We start from the raw sequence: 21,328 nt of genomic DNA, 5'->3' as shown, positions 1-21,328 counted from the left end.
GGCCAGCCCCGCTTGCCGATAGACCGCCGCGCGACAGGCGGAAATTGCCTTCGAGCCACCTGGATCTGGTTCCGGAAATCTAGTCCCAGCGAAAAGCGAGACGAACCGATGCAACCACTACTCCTTCTCTTGATGCGTCTGGTGATGCAAATTTGCCCGAGCAAATGCTACGTGCTTGGGCCAGCCAGTGCGTTGAAAAGAAGCGGTCGCAAGTTCAATCCGCATTCGCCTTCCAAGCTTGTGGTGGCATTGCCGCTGCTAGGTTGGCTAGAAATTGACGCCGAAACATTGCCGACCGAATTTCTAGCTCGATGCGGCTCTAGCCATATCGAGCGCGGCAGCCCGCCGCGGTCAGCATCTGGTCGCCATCCTGACCGCCAGCGAGCCGATCGCTAAAAACGCGGACGCTTGTCGCTCGACTGTCAATTTCCCTCTGAACGTGCGTGGCCGACGCCGCAGCGGCGCATTATGCGCTTAAGCGATCGCCGGAGTCGCTCCCATTTCCATTGAGGGAGATATACTACGTGCCAGACGCTATTACTTACGCGATCTTCGCCGTCGTCGGCTTTGTGCTCGCGATTGTGCTCGTTAAGATCATCGATCGGTTACGGAAAAAGGATGCCGAAACCGAAGCTCAGCTGATTCTGGATCGCGCCAAGCAAGACTCTGAAAACTTGCTGAAAGAAGCCAAGATCCAAGCCAAAGAAGAGGCCATCGACCATAAAGCGAAAGCCGAATCTGATCTCAATCGCAGCCGCGACGAGATCCGCGAACGCGAAAAGTCGCTCGACCGCCGCGAAGAAGCGATCGAACAGCAAGCGAATCATCTCCGCAAACAAGAACACATGGTCGAGACCAAAGAACGTCGACTCACCGAGAAAATCGAAGACACCGGACGCAAAGCGGAAGAACTAAAGGCCATCACCCGCGAGCAGCAGGAACGCTTGCACAAGATGAGCGGGCTCAATCGGGACGAAGCCAAGACCGAACTATTGCGTCTGCTCGATCAAGAGCTGCAAGGCGAAACCGGCGCTCTCATCCTGAAGCACCAGCGCCGCATCGAAGAAACCTGCAAGCAGCAAGCGCAGGACATGCTGTTGACCGCGATCCAGCGTTTCGCCGCGGCCCATACCGCCGAATCGACGACCAGTGCGATCGACATTCCGACCGACGACATCAAAGGTCGCATCATCGGTCGTGAAGGACGCAACATCCGCTCCTTCGAGAAAGAAACAGGCGTCGACGTCATCATTGACGATACGCCGGGCGTGGTGATCGTCAGCGGCTTTGATCCCGTCCGCCGCGAGATCGCACGCATTTCGCTCAACAAGCTGATCGCCGATGGCCGCATTCATCCGACACGGATCGAAGAAGTCGTCAAAGAAACGCAAGGCGAAATCGAAGACGTCATCAACAAAAAGGGGGAAGAAGCGGCCAGTGAAGCGGACGTGATGGGACTGCATCCCCGTCTAATTCATATGCTGGGGCGACTCCATTTCCGCACTAGCTACAGCCAAAATGTGCTGCGGCATTCGATCGAAGTCGGCTTTATCGCCGGCATGCTGGCCGAGATGATCGGACTCGACGCGCGAATCGCTCGTCGAGCCGGACTGCTGCACGACATCGGCAAAGCGGCCGATCATGAGTTGGAAGGGGGCCACCCGAAAATTGGCGCCGACCTGCTGAAACGTCATGGCGAATCGCCCGAGGTGGTTCATGCCGCGTTTGGTCATCATGACGAGATCATCACCGAGTACCCTTATACCATGTTGGTCGCGACCGCCGATGCGACCAGCGCATCACGGCCTGGCGCTCGCCGCGAAACGCTGGAGCGCTACATCAAGCGCATGGAAGAGCTAGAATCGATCGCGCGCGGTTTCAACGGCGTCGAGCAGGCGTTCGCGATTCAAGCGGGACGCGAACTGCGCGTGATCGCTAGCAGTCGTGATACCGATGACGAGAAAGCGGCGAAAATCTCCCGCGACATCGCCAAGGCGTTCGAAGACCAACTGACTTATCCCGGTGAAATCAAAGTGACCGTCGTGCGTGAATCACGATTCACTGAGTTCGCCCGCTAAAAGTAGTCGAAGGAGAGATAGTGCGGATATTGCACATTGGCGACATCGTCGGCAAACCGGGACGCGACATCGTGCGGATGGCCAGCTATGGACTACGCCGGCGCGAGGGGCTCAGTTTGATCGTGGCCAATGCCGAAAACGCCTGCGGCGGCTCGGGGCTCACCCCAGCCGCTTACAAGGAAATCATCGACTGCGGCATCGATTGCATCACAATGGGAGATCACATCTACCGTCGCAAAGAGCTGTTCCAAACGTTGCAATCGCAGAACAACATCGTCAAACCGGCCAACTTCCCCAAAACGGCGCCGGGCAAAGATTTCGCTATCGTCGAGTCGGCCAGCGGCATCCGTGTCGCCGTCATCAGCATTATGGCTCGCGTCTTTATGCGGCCGGTCGACTGTCCCTGGGAAGCGATCGATCGCGTGCTGGCGCTGATCCCCGCTAGCGTCAAAGTTCGCTGCGTCGATTTTCACGGCGAAGCGACCAGCGACAAACAGGTCATGGGACGCTACCTCGACGGCAGGGTCTCGTACGTGCTGGGAACGCATACCCATGTACCGACCGCCGACGAGCAGATTTTCAAAGGAGGCACCGCTTTCCAGTGCGATGTCGGCATGACCGGTCCGCATGAAAGCATCATCGGCCGCAACATCGAACGGGTCACCGAAACGACCATCACCTTTCGTCCTACCCAATTTGACGTCGCTCGCGACGATGTCCGCCTGACCGGGTCGATAGTCGATGTCGATCCCGAAACTGGCCGAGCCACCGGGATCCGCCGAATCCAGATTCGCGAAGAAGAGGCGAAAGCCCTGCAAGCGGAATACCCCCAAGATGCGTCTCGCTGAGGTTTTGATCTTGTCCCCAGCCAGTGAGTCCGCTAACCTCCGTCGCCTGATAGCTTTATGAGCGCTGAGTCGCCGTCGTCTGGTTCACTTGGCTGGTTCCGCAGATCACTGCTGGGACTGACCGGAGTGATTGTCGCCGGACTACTGGCTACGGCTGCGATGCTAAGGCCAAACGCACAAGGATTGGGAACGCACCAGCAACTTGGTTTGCCTCCCTGTTCTTCGCGAGTTTGGTTTGGCGTCCGCTGCCCAGCTTGCGGCATGACGACTTCGTGGGCTTACCTGACCAAAGGCAACGTGGTCGGTTCGATTCGCTCGAACGCCGCCGGTTTTTTGCTCGGGCTCGCCGCGATGGCCAGCGCTCCATGGATGCTGATCACGGCGCTGCGAGGACGTCCTCCGCTGGGTTATCCCAACGAGGTCGCGGCCTTGATCGCCGTCAGCGGCATCGCTGCGGTCATGGTCGCTGAATGGCTTTACCGAGTGCTGTGACGAGCAGGCTTTAACCAACAAATCACGCGTCAGGATGACGCCCGACTACGCATTTCGCTGGAAGAATTTCGATGGATCGAACCGACAACTTCCGACGTTCAATCGCTTTGCTGATCCTGCTGACCCTGGTTCCCTCGGTCGGCTGCATCAACCTGGTCTCAAGCCTCCTCTATCCGACCAACGAAACTCCGGCTCGGTACAGCGGCATGAAAGAGAAGAAGGTCGTGGTGGTTTGCATCGCCAGCCCTTCGTTCCGATCAGAGACCGACACGTCGCGCAATTTGGCCACCATGGTCGAAAAGTTGCTGGGAGCGCATGTTCCTGATATCCAGATCATTTCGCAGCAAAAAATCGACGACTGGCAAGACACTTCCAACTGGGACCGCCTGGATGCTCGCAAGCTGGGCAAAGGGGTCGGCGCCGATATCGTGGTGGCGATCGATCTCGCCCATCTCGAAATCCAGGAACATCCGTCGATGTACAAAGGAAAAGCGGACTTCTCCGTCAGCGTCTTTGACATGACCGACAAAGGCAAAGTTGTCTTTGAATCGACCGACCAAACGCTGGAATTTCCGGCCAACGGCACTTTTTCATCGGCCAGTTTGACCGAAGACAAATTCCGTCGCAAGTTTATGCAGTCGATCTCGGTCTGGATCGCCCACGACTTCTACAAACATGACGCGCACGATTATCTGGCCATGGACGAAACCTTCGTCACCAACCGGTAATTCGGGCGAAAGATTGACCCAAGCGGAGCGGGGGCTTACGATTGAGGTAAGTATCTACGTCGTATCTACTTAAAATCGATCACCCCGCCCAGTCAGCGCTAATCCTATGCCGCTCATCCAATCTTTCGCCCCCCTGGCGCTCGTCCTCTGCTTCGCCCTGGTCTCGCTGGCTCAAGCGCCTGCTGGAGCCAAATCGAAAATTCCGCCTCCCGAGAATATCTCGTTGCAGACCAAAGATGGCGTGACGCTTCGAGCGATTTATTACCCGAGCCCTAACGAAAAAAAAGCGGTTCCCGTCATCATGCTGCATGGCTGGAAAGGAAAGAAGGAAGACGTCTCCGGCTTGGCTGGGGTTCTGCAAAAGCAAGAAGGCTATGCGGTGATTGTGCCCGACTTACGCACGCACGGCGCCAGCCAATGGACGTACCAACTGAACGATCGGGTAAGCAAGACGATTGATACGGATGACATCAAACGTCAGCAGATGCAGCTTTTCATGAACCAAGATATGGAAGCGGTAAAACGCTTTCTGATGGAAGAAAACAACAAGGGCAAATTGAATATTGACCTGCTGACGATCGTCGCTGCCGATGATTTCAGCAGCATATTGGCCGCCAACTGGACCGCCAAAGACTGGAGCTGGCCCGTTTTGGCCGGCCTGAAACAGGGACAAGACGTCAAAGCGCTGGTCTTGGTTTCGCCCGAGACCACCTTCAAAGGCTTTAGCGCCGTCCAAGCGCTGAATCACTTTTCGTTGCAGACCAAGGTCTCGATCATGCTGGTCGCAGGCGAAGAGTCGCGCAGCTTCAGCGACGTGAAGCAAATCGAACGCCAATTGGCCCGCGGCCGGCTAAACGCCGCAGCCGAAAGCCGCGATCTATTTCTCGCCGCCAAGCCATCTGACGCCAAGGGAACCGCGCTGCTGATGAATCCCTCGGTCAACGTGCTCCGCGATATCAAATTCCTGATTGATTCTCGCGTCATCGCCCGAGCGGATGAATTCCCCTGGACCGATCGCTCGAGCCCGCTCAGCAAGTAGGCGGCTTGGCCCAACCGTCACTTGAGACGCGAGCGTTGAAGCTGCGCTACTGGAAGTCGCCGACGCCTTTCCTCTTCGTAGCCCGAAGTTTTGGAGTTGCGCTATTTTTCGGTTACAGCATGGAACACGGCCAGAATCAGCCGAAAATCGCAAGCCAAATAAACGGCTCCAATCTCACTATCGCGTGTTCGGAACCAGCGGCACCAGACGCAAATGCGAATTACCGCCGAGCGGTTGGAGCGGCTGCATCGCCGTGGGAGTCGCTGTCTGCGTTCCCTGCCGGATCGAGTCGAGTTCGCCGACGGCGGGAATGTCGATCTCTACTTTGAGCGGCAACAGTTGTGGATCGCTCAAAACGTCGCGATTCGCCTCAAAGATCGCCCAATCGAGATCCGCTCGGCCCAAATAACGTTCCGCTAGTTTCGGCAACGTGTCCCCGTCGACAAGCCGGTGATGTCGACGCGGCTGGGCAGGCGCCAACGACCGCGGTTGCGGCGGCGCGACATAGGATGACGGCGATTGCGTCTGCTGCACTTCGGTTTGCGGCACGACCGGCTTGTTCACCACAATCGATGTCGTCTGCGACTGCCAACGCGACTTGGGCTCTTGCACCGGCACACTGGGCGCCGCCGGTATTTCGGCCGGCACTTGGACATGACGCGGCTCTGGAGCCTCATAGACGTCGCCTGCAGGCATTTCGACCGGAATCGCGAAGGATTCTACCGAACCGGCTGGCGCGTCACGTCGAGCGATGGAAACCCGCTGATAGCCCTGGGGACTCAGATCGACCAATTGCCGCTGCGTGCTGCTCGACGAAATTGGCGCCGGATATTCGCCGGTCAGATTCGGTGCAGTGACCGCCGCCGTGTCGAGCCCGCCGGAAGTTGGTTCCAGCGAGACGATTTTCCGAATCTGCGGCAACATGATCTCAGGCTGCGAGTCATTCTGATCCTGCCCAATAAATGCATCTACTCGCGGCGAATCGGCATAACCCGACGAACCGGACTGGGGAGAGGAAAGTTCGGAGCGAGACCAATACGGCATCGCGGCGCCAACGCCGATCACGCCGATGGCCGCCATCGTCAGTAGTTTCGAATTGCCCAGCATGATGACTCCCAAGTATGGGGCCTGCATGAAGCGGTGAGCGCAATCCGTCGCTACAAATTCTGATGTATCCGTCTAGCAATAGATTATCGACCCATTGCTAGCATCGGTGTGGCGATTTCCTCTGGGAAATCGAAATTCTCAGAAACGGCGTTCTTCGCCTAGCGTTTACGTCAACTTTGCCGCGGCAAACTCTCCCGACTTTGCGAATCAATCGCAGCAGGAAACCTGTGCCGCACGCGGCTGTCGCACATCGCCAAGCATTAGTACGACGCGGCGAACGCTCCAGGTCGCACAAAAAAAGGGGGACGCCGAAGCATCCCCCTGTTATTTGTCAAACTTTATCGCTTACGGGCTTTCGTGCGATTTCCTCGAAGGCTTTAGCATCGCCCGCAGCCAACTGAAAGGCTCTAGACCGCGGCGCCGCGCTTCTTCTCGCGATTCATCAACCAGACCAACACCGGCGAAGCGATGAAGATCGAGCTGTAAGTACCGACGAAGATGCCAACCACCAAGGCGAATGAAAAGCTATGAACTCCTTCACCGCCCAGGAAGAAGAGAATCACCACCACGATAAACGTGGTTAACGACGTCAGAATCGTACGGCCCAACGTCTGATTGATCGACGCGTTGACCATGTCAATCGTCAATTCATGGCTCTTGCCACGGACCTCGCGAATACGGTCAAAGACGACGATCGTATCGTTGAGCGAGTAACCGATCAGCGTCAGGAAGGCGGCGACCACCGGCAAGCTGATCTTCATCTCGTCGATCTGCAAAAAGCCGAAGGCGTACTGCAACCAGGTTGTCAGTGCTAATGCGCCCAACGTGATCAACACGTCATGCACCAGCGCCACGACGGCCGCCAGACCGAACGCAAGATTCTGAAAACGGAACCAAATGTAGGCCACCACGCCGACCAGGCTCAAAATCAAAGCGAAGATCGCCATTTGCTGCATATCGCCGGCGACCTGAGCGCCAATGTTGCTGGACGACGGCCAAACCGGCGTGCTCGACAATTCGCTACGAATCGAATCAAAAATCTTGCTGGCGTTCTCTTTGGCGCCAGAGAGTTGAACCGTCCACTCAGTGCCGCTGACGCTGCTGTCGAGCGGAATCGCCAGACCATCGCGAAGCAGGTGGATTTGCGGACGTTCGATTCCCAATTGGTCGGCCGCTTGCAAAACCAGGCTCTGCAAGGTTTGGGCCGTGATTTTCTCGTCAAACGAAAGAGTCGACTCGAACTGCAACGGGGCGATCTTCGTGCCTGCGTCGATGATCGGCTCTTCATCCGGGTCCGTCTCTTCCAGCGGAACTTCCGTTGCCGGCGGTTCGGCGGCAGGAACTTCCGCCTTCGGCGCCGGCTCTTTCATTTCTGCAGCCGGAGTTTCTGGCTGCGGTTCTTCTTTCGCAGGCTCCGCAGGAGTTTCGGTTTTCGGTTCTTCCTTGGCGGGCTCTGCTTTCGCAGGTTCGGCCGGGGTTTCCGGTTTCGGAGTCTCGCTCATCGGAGCTTCCGTCTTGGGCGGCTCCTCTTTCGGAGCAGGCGTTTCGGCCGGCGGTTCGATTTCGCCTTCTTGAGCCAACGCCAACATCTCGTCGCTCGGCAAATCGGTGCGACGCGTACGATTGCTCGATTGTGCGTCAGCAGCCGGTTCTACCGGTGCGGCTTCGCTGGTCGCTTCGGGTGGCGCCGTAGTTTCCGGCTCTTCACTACCGCCGATAGCGTCAACTTCGCTCACCGAGACGTTATGCATGATCAGCATGCTCTCGCCGCTTTCGGTGCGGAAGATGCTTTCCAGTTCGGCCTGAACAACCTGCACTCCTTCCGGAATATCTCCGGTCACATAGCGAGGCTCGTCGACCGCAAATTTCAAATTCAGACGCTCGGCCGTCTTCAAATCGCCAGCACTTTCGATTGACATCGTGCCGCTGGTGGATTTGGAAGTATCGCGAATCTGGATACCGCCGCGATTTGCAGTCAGGTCAGCGTTCAATTGCGTTCCCGAGTTGTTAATTGCAACCGTAATTTCACGCAGCGAATCGGCGTCGCTGAGGTCGACGGTGGCCGACTTGCCGGTCCGATCGGTCACTTTGATCGAGCCGAGTTTCCCCAGCCCGGTCATCGAAGTGTCGATCTTATAGATCTGGTTTTCTTTCCCTTCCAGCGTCACCGAGCTGATCGAAACGTCCGGCAACTTTTCGCTGACCATTTCTCGGACCGTCGCGATCGGCAACGCTTCTTTCAGATAAACCTGAACCGAGGAACCGCCGTTGAAGTCGATATCGAAGATCGTCTTGCCGCGAGCGCCGACGGCGATCACGCCGATAACAATCAAGACCAGCGAAATGCTCATCGCCATTTGACGCTTGCCGAGGAAGTCAAACTTCGCTCCGCTCGCGGTCGGCATAAACTTCAAGGTCGTCAGCCAACGCTTCTTCTCGGCGATGTCAAAGAAGACCCGCGAGCAGAAGATCGCGGTGAACATGCTCATCACAATACCCAAAACCAATGTCACGGCGAATCCGCGAACCTGATCGGTACCGATGCGATACAGAACCAGCGCGGTGATTAATGTCGTCAAGTTTGCATCCACGATGGTCGTGGTCGCTTTGCTGAAACCGTTGACCAACGCCATGCGTAACGAAGCGCCATGATTGAGCTCTTCGCGGATACGTTCGTAAATCAAAACGTTGGCGTCGACCGACATGCCGACGGTTAGCACCAAACCGGCGATCCCCGGCAGCGTCAGGTCAGCGTTGAACAAAATCATCGCCGCCAAAATCAACACCAGGTTCAACAGCACCGCAGCACACGCGACCAAACCGGCGACCCGATAGTAGATCGCCATAAACACCAAGACCAACGACAGACTGATCCCGACCGCCCATTGGCCCTTGCGGATGGTGTCGTCACCCAGCGTAGCGCTGATCGTCTGTTCGCTGATCGGTTCTTTGCGAAGCACGACCGGCAATTTACCGGCTTGCAACACGCCGGTCAGCTTTTCAATATCGGCTTCCGTAAACTTACCGGTGATAATGCCGCGATCACCGATCACGCCTTGCACGGAGGGCGCCGAAACGATGTAGTCATCCATCACGATGCCCAATTGGCGCTCGCGGGTATCGTCGGGCAAATTGTCGCGGGTCAGCTTCGACATCAGCGAAGCGCCCGTACTGTTCAGGTTGAACTCGACCGCGAGTCCTCCTCCGCTGTTCGTATCGTAGGTTCGACGAGCCGCGGTGAGATAACCGCCGGTGAGCGGCTTCGGCTCCATCTTCATCAAAACTTGCAGCGGCTGTCCGGTCGATTGCCCGCCGCGAACGAGAAAGCCTGCCGAAGTTTGGACCGGCGAGCCATCAGTGGACGCGTTAAACGAGCCAAAATTGGGCCACTGGTACTCGCCATCTTCATCTTTGCGAATGCCGACCCATTTTCCTTCGGCTCGCCCTGTCGAGCTGACGACGTAACGTTCGCCGCGTTGCTTCGATTCACGAGCACGATTCAACAGGGTGACATGATCATTGGCGTTGGCCACAATCATGAATTCGAGCATGCCGGCCGTCGTGATCTTGTCCTTAATCACCGCCAGGTCGGCTGACTCGGCGTTAGGAATGATGACTTCGACTTGCTTACTGCCGTAAGCGCGAATGACCACTTCACGGACGCCGGACGGGTTGACGCGATTCTTCAGATTCGCGAGCAACTCGTTCATGTTGTAGGCCGTTCCGCCATCTTGGTCGGCGGTCGGCTCAGTCTCAGCAGGCTTCTGATCCTCACCGGTCGTTTTCTGTTCGGCCAGATAGATCTTCGTTTCGTCTTCGTCGATTTCGTAGATCAGGATCACGCCCCCCTGGAGGTCGATCCCGAACTTCGGCGGCCAATAACGAACGACCGCGGTAATGCCGATAACCATCGTGCAGAAGATCACCGCCAACCGCCAACCGTAAGTCGGCATGCGCAGCGTATTGGCGAGCAAGATGCCTGCGGCGATCGGAACGCCCAAGATCGCGAGCGCCATCACCAGCTTTAAGAGAGACGAACCATTTTCGCCATCGGCGGCGACTGGGGCCTCGGTAGTCGTGATCGTCGGCGCCACCGGATCACCAGGAGCCGTCAGCACTTCATCCTGCGCTGACGCTAGAGCGGTCAGCGAGATGTCTCCAAGCCAGCTTTCTGAGTTGACGTCAGGGCCCCATGCCATGGCCGCAGCCGTCAAAACCAACGCGAGCGTCATTGCCACGTATTTTTGCATCTTCGATAACTCCAGTATCGCACGGCGGCCGATTTGCCGCCGAATTCGTGTTTTATGATCCAGCCGAAGCTTTGTCTTCGTCTTGCTGATCGCTTTTGCCGCTTTTATCACTCTTGTCCAGCACACGCGCGATAGCGCGCACTTTTAATCGCATTTCGGCGTTCGTCTTTTCGTCGATTCGGACAACGAGTTCGCCTTGATCTTTTTTCACGCTCACCACGGTCGCCAGGATGCCGCCGATCGTCTCGATGCGATCGTTCTTCTTCAAGTTGGCGATCATTTCATCCATTTCTTTGCGCTTTTTTTGTTCTGGGCGCATCAAAAGGAAAAAACCAATCAGCAACAAAGCGGCCGGAGCCAACCACATGAGGGACTCGAGTACGCTCGCTTCCGGCTTGGGGGCCGCTTGCGCGAATAGTACGAAGTAGGTAGCAGTCAAATCCACAGCGCTATCACTTTCCCGTGGTTTCCGCACTCCCCAGCTGCGGGAAGGCGCGGCGTCGGCCTTTCCGCAGAAAGTTCGACCGCCTCAAGGCATGGTCCGATTAAGGACGTGAAACTCAACATAATAAGACTTCACAAAAATGACGGCAATAGCAGCAATGCCGTCGACCGCCGGCGACACGGCTCATTCATCACCGTTTCGCCAGGAGTTCATCTTCTGCTCATAAAAGGCTTCAAAGCGATCTTCTTCGATCGCCTGACGCGCTCCGGCCATCAATTGTTGATAGTAGGCCAGGTTTTGCAGCGTTAATAAAATGGGCCCCAGCATCTCTTTCGCCATGAATAAATGTCGGATATAGCCCCGGCTATGTTGGCGAACGCGCTCTGGTGAAGTCGGCGAGATCGGTCGCTTATCGGTCTGATACTTGGCGTTACGCAGTCTGAGCGTCCCTTCGTCGGTAAACGCCAGCGCATTGCGGCCGTTGCGGGTCGGCATCACGCAGTCAAACAAATCAACGCCGCGACGCACTCCTTCCAACAAATCCTCGGGACGCCCAACCCCCATCAGATAGCGCGGACGGTCCGCCGGCAACACCGGGCAAGTCGCGTCCAAAATGCGATACATCTCGGGCGGCGGCTCACCGACGCTAAGCCCGCCGATTGCGTAACCGGGGAACTCCAACTTTCCCAATTCTTCTGCACAATAAATACGAAGTTTTTCGTCGAGCCCCCCCTGAACAATAGCAAACTGCGCCTGATCGTCGCGCGTCGCCGCCTGCTGACAGCGCGCGGCCCAGCGAATCGAGCGATCACATGCCTGACGAATCACCTCCGCTTCGTTCGGCAATGCGACCACATGGTCCAGCACCATCGCCACGTCGCTGCCGAGCGCCTCTTGGATTTCGATCGAACGTTCTGGCGACAAAGCGACCTTCGAGCCGTCAATATGCGACCGGAAAACGGCGCCTTCTTCGGTGATTTTCGCCATCTGGGCGAGACTGAAGATCTGGAACCCGCCGCTGTCGGTTAGGATCGGCCCGCGCCAGCCAGAGAACTCATGCAGCCCTCCCAGCTCGCGGACGATCTGCTCACCAGGTCGGAGTGAGAGATGATAGGTGTTCCCCAAGATCATCTCGGCGCCGGTTTCACGAACCAGCCCGATCTCCAGCCCTTTGACCGTTCCCTGCGTACCAACCGGCATAAAAGCAGGCGTCTGCACCGGACCATGCGGCGTATGAAATACGCCGCGTCGCGCTTGGCCGCTTTGCTGCAGCAAATCGTAGCGAAATGGTCGCTCGCTCAAAGATGTCACCGGCTAACTCTTCTCTTCGTAGCCCGCAGCGCAAGCGAATGACAAAGCTGTAGTTGCAGGGCAGGCCGTGCCTGCCGCCGTCCTGCCCAATAGCTACCCATGCTGTTGAATCGCGATTCCGGCAGGCACGGCCTGCCCTACGACTGCGAAGTGCTAGTCGCCGCGCAACTTCAGGTTGCTGGCGGTCAACTTTTCGCGAACTTCGTTCAAGCTGGTCACGCCGAAGTTTTTGCACTCCAGCAGTTCGTCGCCGGTGCGACGGACCAGTTCGCCGATCGTCGAAATCCCCAAGCGAACCATACATTTGCGAGCACGAACCGACAGGTTGAGTTCCGAAATCGGGCGATCCAGCAACGCTTGCTCATCCGGCGAAAGCCCGGCAACTTCGATAGTCGGTTCCGGCTGTCCTTTGTCGGCTGAGAACTGGCCCAACTCTAAGCCCTTCGAGTTGAGCATCTCGCGAATTTCAACGAGCGAGGTCTCACCAAAGTTCTTACTGGAGAGCAACTCTTGCTCCGAGCAACGGGACAGATCGCCTAGCGTCTGGATTCCCATCTTCTGCAGACAATTGCGGCTGCGAACCGACAATTCGAAGTCGGTGACCGGAATGCTGAGGACCTGAGCGATCCGATCTCGCTTCTTCTGGGCTTCTTCGTCATAGAACATGTCGCTCGACGCCTGGGCGTCTTTGAGAAACATGCTGGCGCGAGGTTCGTTCGGATAGGCGTCCAGGATGCGCGAATAACAATGAGCGGCACGTTCGTACTCGCCGCGATCTTCCGACAGGATGCCCAGATTGAGCAGCGTGCCGACGTGCGTCGGGAAGCAAGCAGCCGCCTTTTGATAGTAGCCGAGCGCTTCTTCGTCGTTGCCGCGGCGATCATTTTCGAGCGCCAGGCCAAACAAGGCGCCGGCATGCGTCGAATCGGATTCGACAGCTCGTTCGTACAACGCGACGACCTCGGAAGGATTCCCTCCCAACGCGGCGACCGTCGCTCCACGTTGATACAAATAGTCGGCCGTTTGCTCAATCGGACCAAACAGGTCGTCTAGCTGCTTCATCGCTACGTCGTATCGATTGGCGGCGCGAAGCGCTTCGACGATCGCCAATTGGCAATCATCACGGTTGTAACCGGCGGTTTGCGCGGCCTGGTAACCTTCGATCGCTTTGTCAAATCGGTTCAAAGCGTAATTCGCTTTACCGAGATAGAAGTGGGCCAGCGCTCCGCCGTCCGCGTTCGACAAGACGTCGATCGAGCGAACGTTGCGGCCCAAGATATACATGCAGACGCCCAAGCGAACATTCGTCGCAGGCGATCGCTCAGGCTGGCTCGACTCCAACTCGGCCACACTGTCGCGCAAGACCGCGAAACTTGCGTAGTCTTTCGAGAGCAGGCGAATGATCTGGCGAATCTCTTCTGGGCCGAATGTCGTGTTGGACATAACGACATGCTTTAAGTCAAATTCCAAACCCTGAACCATCCGTCGATTCTCCCAAATCAAGTGGTCGGCGAAACGCATCGTCGTCCGAGACGAGCGACCGAAATGCCGAAGAGCCCCGAACAATCGCGGGTTATTTCATGGCGAACGGCAAAGAAGCGTCGCTTCGAGGGGGAAGCCCTCGCCATGAACTCGGCGAAATTTCTAGCGGAGCATGCGATCACAAAAGAGCCAGCGGTGGGAGTTGAACCCACAACCTCAGCATTACGAATGCTGCGCTCTGCCAATTGAGCTACGCCGGCAATGCCGGAAACGAATAATAGTGCCACAAAGGACACGATTCGTGAAGGGGGGATCAGTCATAGAAGAATTTTTCGTGCCAAGAAACGATCGCTCGGCAAAAAAATTTCAATTTGACGCCCCCGGCTAGATTGGTAGCCAAGAAATAAAACTGGGGCCAACTGCCGCGCCAACACGTGTCAGCACACTGGATCGTCAGGGGCAAGGCAAACCACCCAGTGCAGAACGACAGCGGCCCCACGGGCCAGCTTGCCACCTCCTCCGAGGAGATGACGGGAAACCCTTAATGCAACCGACGGACCAACGGCAGTGAAAACCATGAGACAAAATCCATAAACAACTACACAGAAAGGATTTAAAAAAAATCCAGGACACCAAACCGAGCATTCTCAATCTGAGACTTTCACAAATCCGTTGGACCTTGCTACATGCGAATAGAACACTCCACCCATTTAGGTAGTTTCCAGGCATTTCCACACCATCATGCTGCACCAGAAAAAACGCTAAATCAATTGCATAAAACAACTTAAGAAAACTCACAGCTGTTTCATTTTGAGAATAGTCATAACCAGTCGCCAATTCGACTTAAAATCCGTCTCATTCTGAAACAATAATCGTGAGGAAACTCGACTATCTCTACCAAGGTCAGGCGATACCATGGAAGATTCGCCCAACCGCTAACTCTCCCGCTTTGAGCCAACGTGAATTTTCCGCCATTCCAAGAAGACGAGCCCGGGAGGATCGTCCTGTTCCACAATCCAATCGCTGGGCCGCTGCATCGACATGACAAAATCGATCGCTTGAAGCGGAAGCTGCGGAAGAAGGGATACGAGGTCATCGACGCGACAACGCTGGCCGAACTCGAAACTGTCGTCGCCCCATCGGTCCGCTTGGTGATCTCGGCCGGAGGAGATGGAACTGCCGCAGCCGCGGTCGCGCGGATTGGTCCCGATGTGCCGTTGGCGATTTTTCCGACCGGGACGGAAAATGTTTACGGAAAATACCTGGGCATCAGCAATTCGACCGATGCGTTTATTGACTTCCTTTCACAGGCCGTCGTCTGTCAGTTGGACGCGGCGACCGCCAACGGCCAACTGTTCCTGCTGATGCTCGGCGTTGGCTATGACGCCGAAGTGGTCCACCAGGTCGCTTCGCAGCGCAAGGGGCATTTATCGCAATCCGCCTATTTTGGCCCCATCGTGCAAACTTCGTGGCGATATCCGTTTCCCGATTTGCAGTTGGAACTAGAAAACGAATCAGGCGAAATCGAGCACCATACCGGCAAATGGGCCTTTGTTGTCAATGTGCCGCGATACGCGTGGGGAATGAGTTTCGCACCGCAGGCAATTCCGTGGGATGGACTGCTCGACGTCTGCATTTTGCAGCAGGGAGGTCTGGGACGCGGAATCGGCTATCTTTATTCGCTGCTGCGCGGCGGATGGAACGCGCGCAGCGACATCACCTATCGACGTTGTCGCCGAGTTCACATTACGAGTGAATCGCGTGACGTTCGCTTTCAAACCGACGGCGATCCTGGAGGAGCTTTGCCGGTAGAGATCGTCGTCGCTCCGGCCCGGTTTCGCTGTTTGGTTTCGCGAAAATTTGCGGAAACTCAGCGACAAATCGCGAACAGCGCCCCCGTTTTATGAAGTTATCGCGCGGCCCTGGGCAAGCGTTCCAAGTAGAATCAAACTGAGACTTATCCGAAGGAGCGAACGTGGGCGGAACGGCCAAAATCAACAACCTAACGTGCGGCGACGGTCAACCTTTGCTGGTTGTCGCCGGACCTTGCGTGATCGAGAGTCTGGATCTGACGCTGTCGATCGCTTCACGACTCAAAGAGATCGCCGCCGACTTACCGATCCAACTGGTCTTCAAAGCGTCGTTTGACAAGGCGAACCGCACCAGCGGCGGCGCTTTTCGTGGTGTCGGCATCGACGAAGGACTTCGCGTGCTGGACGAAGTCCGCCGGCAACTAGAGTTGCCGGTGACAACCGACATTCATGAATCGACCCAAGCGGCGCAAGTGGCCGAGGTTTGCGATCTGCTGCAGATCCCCGCTTTCTTGGCACGACAGACCGATTTGCTGCTCGCCGCGGCGAACACCGGCAAAGCGATTAACGTAAAAAAAGGGCAATTCATGGCCCCTTGGGACATGAAGCATGTCGTCGCCAAGCTAAAAGAGTCTGGCAATCCCAACGTGATGCTGACCGAACGCGGCACTTTTTTTGGCTACGGCCGGTTGGTCAATGACATGCGAGCGCTGTTGGAGATGTCGTCTCTCGGCGTGCCGGTCATTTACGATGCGACCCATAGCGTCCAAGAGCCAGGCGGTCTGGGCGCCGCGACCGGCGGCAACCGAGCGATGGTTCCTCCCATGGCGCGAGCCGCGGCGGCGGTCGGTATCGACGGCCTCTTTTTTGAAACTCATCCCGATCCTGATAAATCGCCCAGCGACGGCCCGAACATGGTTCCGTTGGATGCGGCGGAAAAACTCCTTCGACAGGTGCTCGCGGTTCGCGAAGCTGTTTCCCAAAACCAATAGCCCCCGATTCGACAACCATGCGTTTCTCTTCCCTATTCGCTTTGCTGACGTTGACTTCGCTCATCCTTGGTTGCGGCGGTTCAAAACCGAACCCCAAACCCTCGGACGGACCAAGTTCCGCGGTGACGATCGCCGCCCAAAAAGCGTCGAGCGACGCCCAAGCGGACGTGCTGCAACAAGCGCTAGTGCTGCTCGAAGATCTCGATCAGTTCAACGCCGAGGTCGTCCAGCGCGAAGTACTGCAATCGCTGAATCGTTGGCTGCACAATCGCAAACTTGACTCTGAGTGGACGCCCGATCCGATGATCGCAGAGTTGCCGGAGGAAGTTCGCAACATGTCGCGGATGCAGAATTTGGCGACCAGTTATTTTCGCGATCCGAAATACCCCAATACGTTTCGCGGCAGCGATTATGACTACATCGAAGGCTGCGTCTGGGCCTTCTCGCTCTCCAATTACATCCGCCAACAGGGAGTTTTGCCGGCTGAAATAGCCGACTGGTTCAAGTCGCTGCCAGAGTCCTACTCGAATAATCAACGCGAAGACTTGAAGACCGCTTACTTGCTGTTCGACTGGACCGTCCGCAATATCCAGCTTCGCAACGAGGCCAGCCAGTTCGCCCCCGGCACAGCCCGTGAACCGTGGGAGGCACTGCAAATTGGTTATGGCGATTCAGTCGAGCGAGCGCGGATCTTCATCAACTTAGCCCGACAACAAGGTCTCAACGCTTTCGCTTTGGAACTTGCTGACGCTGAAGGTAAACCGCAGGCCAGTGTGGTCGGCGTTGAAATCGCCGGCCAGATTTATTTGTTTGACGCCGCATATGGCCTGCCTGTTTCGTCGGGGAAAGGAATCGCAACGCTTGCCGATGCGCGCCAAGGAGACGCGGTCAGCAAAGCGATGACTTCATCGAAGTACGCCTACCCCTATTCGACCGAGAGCTTTCAAAACGCGACCGCGTTGATCGACGCGTGCAGCACTTCGTTGTTGCAAGCCGCCATCGTGTTTGAATCACAGCTGACCGGCAAACTCCGCTTGCGACTCGCGGTCGAACCGAGCAAGGTGGCCAAAAGTTTGCAGAGCGCCGGCATCGAGAAGGTGCGACTCTGGGATGTTCCGGTCGTGGCCGAAGATGGCCTCCGTCTGCGTCTGCGGGATCTGCCGGTCGCCGGCGCTTCGCAGCCATCCCAGGCACAGCTCTTCTATATGGAACGCCAACTTTACGATCAAAGCTCTCCGTTGGCGATCGGCCGTTTGCTGCACCTGATGGGACGATTTAACAACGAAGTTCAACGTCCCGGCGCTCGTAAGATGTACCTGTTCGCACGTAGTTTCGAGCTTCAGGTCAACAAGCTCAACTTTCGCGAGCAAGTGGAAGCGTTTCAATCCCAAGGGATGCGTCTGCCGCGAGATGTCGAGCAACAACGATTTTTTGTCGAGCAGATGATCCAGAACGCCAAGGGAATCAAGATGATCGCCAGTTATCAACTGGGACAGATCGCACTCGACAGCGCTCAGTATCCGTCGGCGATCGATTACTTCGAGATCCGCACGCTGAAAGAATTTCCGCTCATCCCGTTCGCCTCACAAGCTCGTTACGGATTGGCCCGAGCCGATATGGCGATTTCGCAAGATCCGCAACTGACGCCAGAAGAGCAGACCGCCGCTCGTCAGACCGCCGTCGAATGGCTCACCTCCGCCGACGATCTCGCATCACCGCAACGACGCGGCAATACGCTGCTGGCCGAACGATTGATTCCGCCAACAGCGGCGACCGAGAAAGAATCGAGTGCAGACAAAGCGTCGACGGACAATCCCGATGACGCAAAATCAGCTGCCGAGAAAACGCCCGCCGACAGCGAATAAGTCGGAAGGTTGCTTGATACTCTTCGTAGCCCGCTGCGCAAGTTTTGAGGTTGCGTTATTTCCCTGGTTGGCCGCGATAGTTCCGCTATCGGGGCGGCGCAGCCGTAAGAGGCATTGGTTTCTGGTAAGCGGTTCGAGGCCATTTCGCCATTTTAAACGGCGCGGCAACCACCGCTGTCAGGTCCGACCGCGGCTCGATGCCTCTTACCGACTTCGTCGGCCCCGATAGCGGAGCTATCCGGGCCAACCGGAATCCGTTCGGCCAAATAGCGCAACCTCAAAACTTGCGCAGCGGGCTATGAAGAAGTGCGCGACGTCGAAGCTATTTCCACGGGAACGACTGGCCGGTCAGTTCCTCGAACGCTTCGATGTACTTCGCACGCGTTTGGTTGACGATCGCATCCGGCAACTGCGGCGGCGTGCTGTTTTTGTCCCAACTGGTTGTTTCGAGATAATCGCGCACGATCTGTTTGTCGAAGGAGGGGGGACTGACGCCGACCTGGTACTGATCTTCGGGCCAGAATCGCGAACTGTCTGGGGTCAACACTTCGTCAATCAGCAACAACTCGCCGTCAACGATCCCCCACTCGAACTTCGTATCAGCGATGATAATCCCTTTTTCACGCGCAAAAGCGGCGCCGCGCGTGTAGATATCGAGACTTTTCTCACGCAAGGTCGAAGCCAACTCTTCCCCGACGATTTCGCACATCCGTTCGTACGAAATGTTGATGTCGTGGCCTGACTCTTCCTTGGTCGCCGGCGTAAAAATCGGCGTTTCCAACTGGGCGCTCTGATCAAGTCCAGCAGGCAAGGGGATGCCGCAGACAGTGCGGCTTTGGCCATATTCTTTCCAGCCGGATCCGGCGAGATAGCCGCGCACGACGCATTCGATCGGCACGACTTCGGTCTTGCGGACCAGCATGCTGCGTCCATCAAGCGAAGCCAGATCGGTCCCGCTCGGCAGATCAGCATCGGCCACATTGGTCGAAATCATATGATTCGCCACGCCGAGTTTCTCAAACCAGAAGCGACTGATCTGCGTTAATACTCGACCTTTGTCTGGTATTGCTGACGGCAACACATAATCAAACGCACTGGTGCGATCGGAAGCGACCAGAAGCAACTTGTCTCCCAGATCGTAGATATCACGAACCTTGCCATGCCGCACGGGTAAATCGATAGTCATTTCGAGCCACTTGCAATTGAGTCAGAAACCCCCTAAGCCCGGCAATCTTAACAGACATGCAAAAGGATTGGCTAGCACCGGCCAAAAAGCATAGATGCACGATTTCCGTAAACCGATTAGACTAGAGAGCTTACGTGCCAAAATCTGCGGCCATTCCTGTTTCCGCCAATGCAAGAGGTTCGCGCCCCGTGGGAGCACTGCGATTCTATGCGCCGCCGATCGAGCGACTTTCGCGGCGTTTCGACGCTGCGTATGTCGTTGATTACGACCAAGTTCCGCGCCGATCCAAGGTGCAGCATGACGGCGAAATCCTCTCCATCGAGTTCGAGGGAGACGATTCGGTCAAATTGCGCATCCCATGGAACGTGGACGAGTTCCAGTCGTACTTTCTCGCGACCTGTTCCTTGCGACCTCGGTCCGAGCCTTATCACCTGGCGCTGGAAGTTGCGCGCGGGGTTCTTTCACGATTAAAAGCGTTGATTGCGGTTTGCGACGGAGTCGACATCGAACAAACCGAAGCGTTTTACGCGGCGTTGGGGGACGCGATCGAAGCGTTTACCATTGCCGCCACATCCGACCATCACAGCGAAGCGTCGCAATCCGCCGCCCAGGAATGCATTGGCCATACGGCGGAAGCGTTCGCCCAACTCACCAACGTCTATCGCGACGCGGCGATCGACTTCATTCAAGAGCATGCGCCTCACCGCACCTTTTTGTACGGCGTGAACATTCGCAACGCGCATCCATCGGCCGACGCCTCGGCGCTGCTGCGACCGGCGTTCAACACCGCCGTCGTCTCTCCGGTTTGGAAAGATTGCGAGCCGAATGAGGGTCACTTCGACTTTGAGAAAGTCCGCGAGCAAATTCGCTGGTGCCGCAGTCAGGGAATGCGGGTCGTCGGCGGGCCGGTCGCCAATCTGGACGACTTGAACGTCCCCGACTGGCTTTACCTGTGGGATAACGACTTCAACAGTCTGCTCGGTTTTCAGTTGCAGTTTGTCGAGACGGCGACGCGCAATCTACATGGGATGACCGATCTCTGGTATTGCTCGTCCGGTGTCAATACGACGCGGGCCTTTCATCTGACCGAAGAGCAGCAGTTGCGACTGCTGGTCGGCTCGATCGAAACGATGCGTCGCAACGATCCGCAGACTCCGGTGCTGGTCAGCTTTGACCATCCCTGGGGCGACTATCTGAGCCATGCTCACCGAGATCTAGCGCCGATTCACTTTGCCGAAGAAATCGTACGCGCGAATTTGGGCGTGACCGGCGTCGGAGTCGAGTTGAATTTTAACGATTGTGAGGGCGCCATTTTCCCTCGTGACCCGTTCGAGGTGATTCGCCTGCTGGATCAATGGGGAATGCTGGGGCTGCCGCTCTTTGTCACGCTGACTTTTCCCAGTTCACGCCGCTTTGACAAACGCGCGGCGCATCAAATTTCAGACCACGAATCGCCAACTTTTCCGATCAGTCGCCGTCGTCAGCGACAATTTGTCGAGTCGCTCGTCCCCCTTATTTTGTCGCATCCCCAAACGCAGGCGATTTTCTGGAACCAGTTCACAGACGCGACGGCGCACGTTTATCCCAATGCCGGTTTGTTCGATCGTCGGGATCGTCCTAAGTCAACGCTACGAAGTTTACGAGAAATTCGTCAGCACTATTTGACTTAACTCTCTCGCCGGGTTCCACTAACA

15 protein-coding genes and 1 tRNA gene are annotated in these 21,328 nt (G+C 56.6%); 9 read left to right on the top strand and 7 right to left on the bottom strand.

Annotation, left to right across the window (positions count from 1 at the left end; genetic code table 11):
* Positions 1-524: 524 nt before the first annotated feature.
* From rny to M4951_RS09755, 5 genes are all read left to right on the top strand, one after another.
* Positions 525-2,078: a ribonuclease Y gene (gene rny / locus M4951_RS09775; RefSeq protein WP_262026298.1), complete on the top strand. Its 1,554-nt coding sequence runs from the start codon at positions 525-527 to the stop codon at positions 2,076-2,078.
* A gap of 20 nt (positions 2,079-2,098) precedes the next feature.
* Positions 2,099-2,926 carry a YmdB family metallophosphoesterase gene (locus M4951_RS09770; RefSeq protein WP_262026297.1) on the top strand — a complete coding sequence of 276 codons (828 nt, stop codon included), beginning with the start codon at positions 2,099-2,101 and terminating at the stop codon, positions 2,924-2,926.
* A 57-nt stretch (positions 2,927-2,983) separates the two neighbouring features.
* Positions 2,984-3,418 (top strand): DUF2752 domain-containing protein, encoded by a 435-nt coding sequence (locus tag M4951_RS09765; protein WP_262026296.1) that lies wholly within the window; start codon positions 2,984-2,986, stop codon positions 3,416-3,418.
* Between the two features lie 71 nt (positions 3,419-3,489).
* On the top strand, positions 3,490-4,146 hold the full coding sequence (locus M4951_RS09760; protein ID WP_262026295.1) for a hypothetical protein: 657 nt from the start codon (positions 3,490-3,492) through the stop codon (positions 4,144-4,146).
* Positions 4,147-4,252: 106 nt separating this feature from the next.
* A complete protein-coding gene (locus tag M4951_RS09755) occupies positions 4,253-5,185 on the top strand; it encodes a hypothetical protein (protein ID WP_262026294.1) in 933 nt (310 codons plus the stop codon).
* Positions 5,186-5,362: 177 nt separating this feature from the next.
* Here the strand turns inward: M4951_RS09755 and M4951_RS09750 are convergent, their stop codons facing one another.
* The 6 genes from M4951_RS09750 to M4951_RS09725 form a co-directional block, all read right to left on the bottom strand.
* Complete coding sequence (locus M4951_RS09750; protein WP_262026293.1) at positions 5,363-6,292, bottom strand: LysM peptidoglycan-binding domain-containing protein; 930 nt, start codon at positions 6,290-6,292, stop codon at positions 5,363-5,365.
* 407 nt (positions 6,293-6,699) lie between these two features.
* Positions 6,700-10,542, bottom strand: a complete 3,843-nt coding sequence (gene secD, locus M4951_RS09745) for a protein translocase subunit SecD (RefSeq protein WP_262026292.1) — start codon at positions 10,540-10,542, stop codon at positions 6,700-6,702.
* 52 nt (positions 10,543-10,594) lie between these two features.
* Positions 10,595-10,987, bottom strand: coding sequence for a preprotein translocase subunit YajC (gene yajC / locus M4951_RS09740; protein ID WP_262026291.1), 393 nt, complete (start codon positions 10,985-10,987; stop codon positions 10,595-10,597).
* Between the two features lie 183 nt (positions 10,988-11,170).
* Positions 11,171-12,289, bottom strand: a complete 1,119-nt coding sequence (gene tgt, locus M4951_RS09735) for a tRNA guanosine(34) transglycosylase Tgt (RefSeq protein WP_262026912.1) — start codon at positions 12,287-12,289, stop codon at positions 11,171-11,173.
* A 162-nt stretch (positions 12,290-12,451) separates the two neighbouring features.
* A complete protein-coding gene (locus M4951_RS09730) occupies positions 12,452-13,741 on the bottom strand; it encodes a DNA-directed RNA polymerase subunit alpha C-terminal domain-containing protein (RefSeq protein WP_262026290.1) in 1,290 nt (429 codons plus the stop codon).
* A gap of 226 nt (positions 13,742-13,967) precedes the next feature.
* Positions 13,968-14,040 (bottom strand) — tRNA-Thr (locus tag M4951_RS09725).
* Positions 14,041-14,739: 699 nt separating this feature from the next.
* On the opposite strand from M4951_RS09725, the gene M4951_RS09720 reads away from it, so the two are divergent.
* From M4951_RS09720 to M4951_RS09710, 3 genes are all read left to right on the top strand, one after another.
* Positions 14,740-15,687: a diacylglycerol/lipid kinase family protein gene (locus tag M4951_RS09720; protein ID WP_262026289.1), complete on the top strand. Its 948-nt coding sequence runs from the start codon at positions 14,740-14,742 to the stop codon at positions 15,685-15,687.
* A gap of 68 nt (positions 15,688-15,755) precedes the next feature.
* Positions 15,756-16,583: a 3-deoxy-8-phosphooctulonate synthase gene (gene kdsA / locus M4951_RS09715; RefSeq protein ID WP_262026288.1), complete on the top strand. Its 828-nt coding sequence runs from the start codon at positions 15,756-15,758 to the stop codon at positions 16,581-16,583.
* A gap of 17 nt (positions 16,584-16,600) precedes the next feature.
* On the top strand, positions 16,601-18,448 hold the full coding sequence (locus M4951_RS09710; protein WP_262026287.1) for a hypothetical protein: 1,848 nt from the start codon (positions 16,601-16,603) through the stop codon (positions 18,446-18,448).
* Between the two features lie 322 nt (positions 18,449-18,770).
* On the opposite strand, the gene M4951_RS09705 is transcribed toward M4951_RS09710, so the two are convergent.
* Positions 18,771-19,634 carry a phosphoribosylaminoimidazolesuccinocarboxamide synthase gene (locus M4951_RS09705; protein WP_262026286.1) on the bottom strand — a complete coding sequence of 288 codons (864 nt, stop codon included), beginning with the start codon at positions 19,632-19,634 and terminating at the stop codon, positions 18,771-18,773.
* Positions 19,635-19,822: 188 nt separating this feature from the next.
* On the opposite strand from M4951_RS09705, the gene M4951_RS09700 reads away from it, so the two are divergent.
* The gene (locus tag M4951_RS09700; RefSeq protein WP_262026285.1) at positions 19,823-21,304 is read left to right on the top strand and encodes a hypothetical protein; all 1,482 of its coding nucleotides are present in this window, start codon (positions 19,823-19,825) and stop codon (positions 21,302-21,304) included.
* Positions 21,305-21,328 lie beyond the last annotated feature (24 nt).

The organism is Blastopirellula sp. J2-11, from assembly GCF_024584705.1.
Taxonomy (GTDB): Bacteria; Planctomycetota; Planctomycetia; order Pirellulales; family Pirellulaceae; genus Blastopirellula.
Note: the sequence above shows the minus strand (reverse complement) of the source record. Positions and strands in the feature narration are given on the sequence as shown.

Bases quoted from the DNA above. Each gene is read 5' to 3' on its own strand.
- M4951_RS09730 (WP_262026290.1), bottom strand. From the start codon at position 13,741: ATGTCCAACACGACATTCGGCCCAGAAGAGATTCGCCAGATCATTCGC.
- M4951_RS09760 (WP_262026295.1), top strand. From the start codon at position 3,490: ATGGATCGAACCGACAACTTCCGACGTTCAATCGCTTTGCTGATCCTG.
- M4951_RS09705 (WP_262026286.1), bottom strand. From the start codon at position 19,634: ATGACTATCGATTTACCCGTGCGGCATGGCAAGGTTCGTGATATCTAC.
- secD (WP_262026292.1), bottom strand. From the start codon at position 10,542: ATGCAAAAATACGTGGCAATGACGCTCGCGTTGGTTTTGACGGCTGCG.
- M4951_RS09750 (WP_262026293.1), bottom strand. From the start codon at position 6,292: ATGCTGGGCAATTCGAAACTACTGACGATGGCGGCCATCGGCGTGATC.
- M4951_RS09710 (WP_262026287.1), top strand. From the start codon at position 16,601: ATGCGTTTCTCTTCCCTATTCGCTTTGCTGACGTTGACTTCGCTCATC.
- M4951_RS09765 (WP_262026296.1), top strand. From the start codon at position 2,984: ATGAGCGCTGAGTCGCCGTCGTCTGGTTCACTTGGCTGGTTCCGCAGA.
- M4951_RS09755 (WP_262026294.1), top strand. From the start codon at position 4,253: ATGCCGCTCATCCAATCTTTCGCCCCCCTGGCGCTCGTCCTCTGCTTC.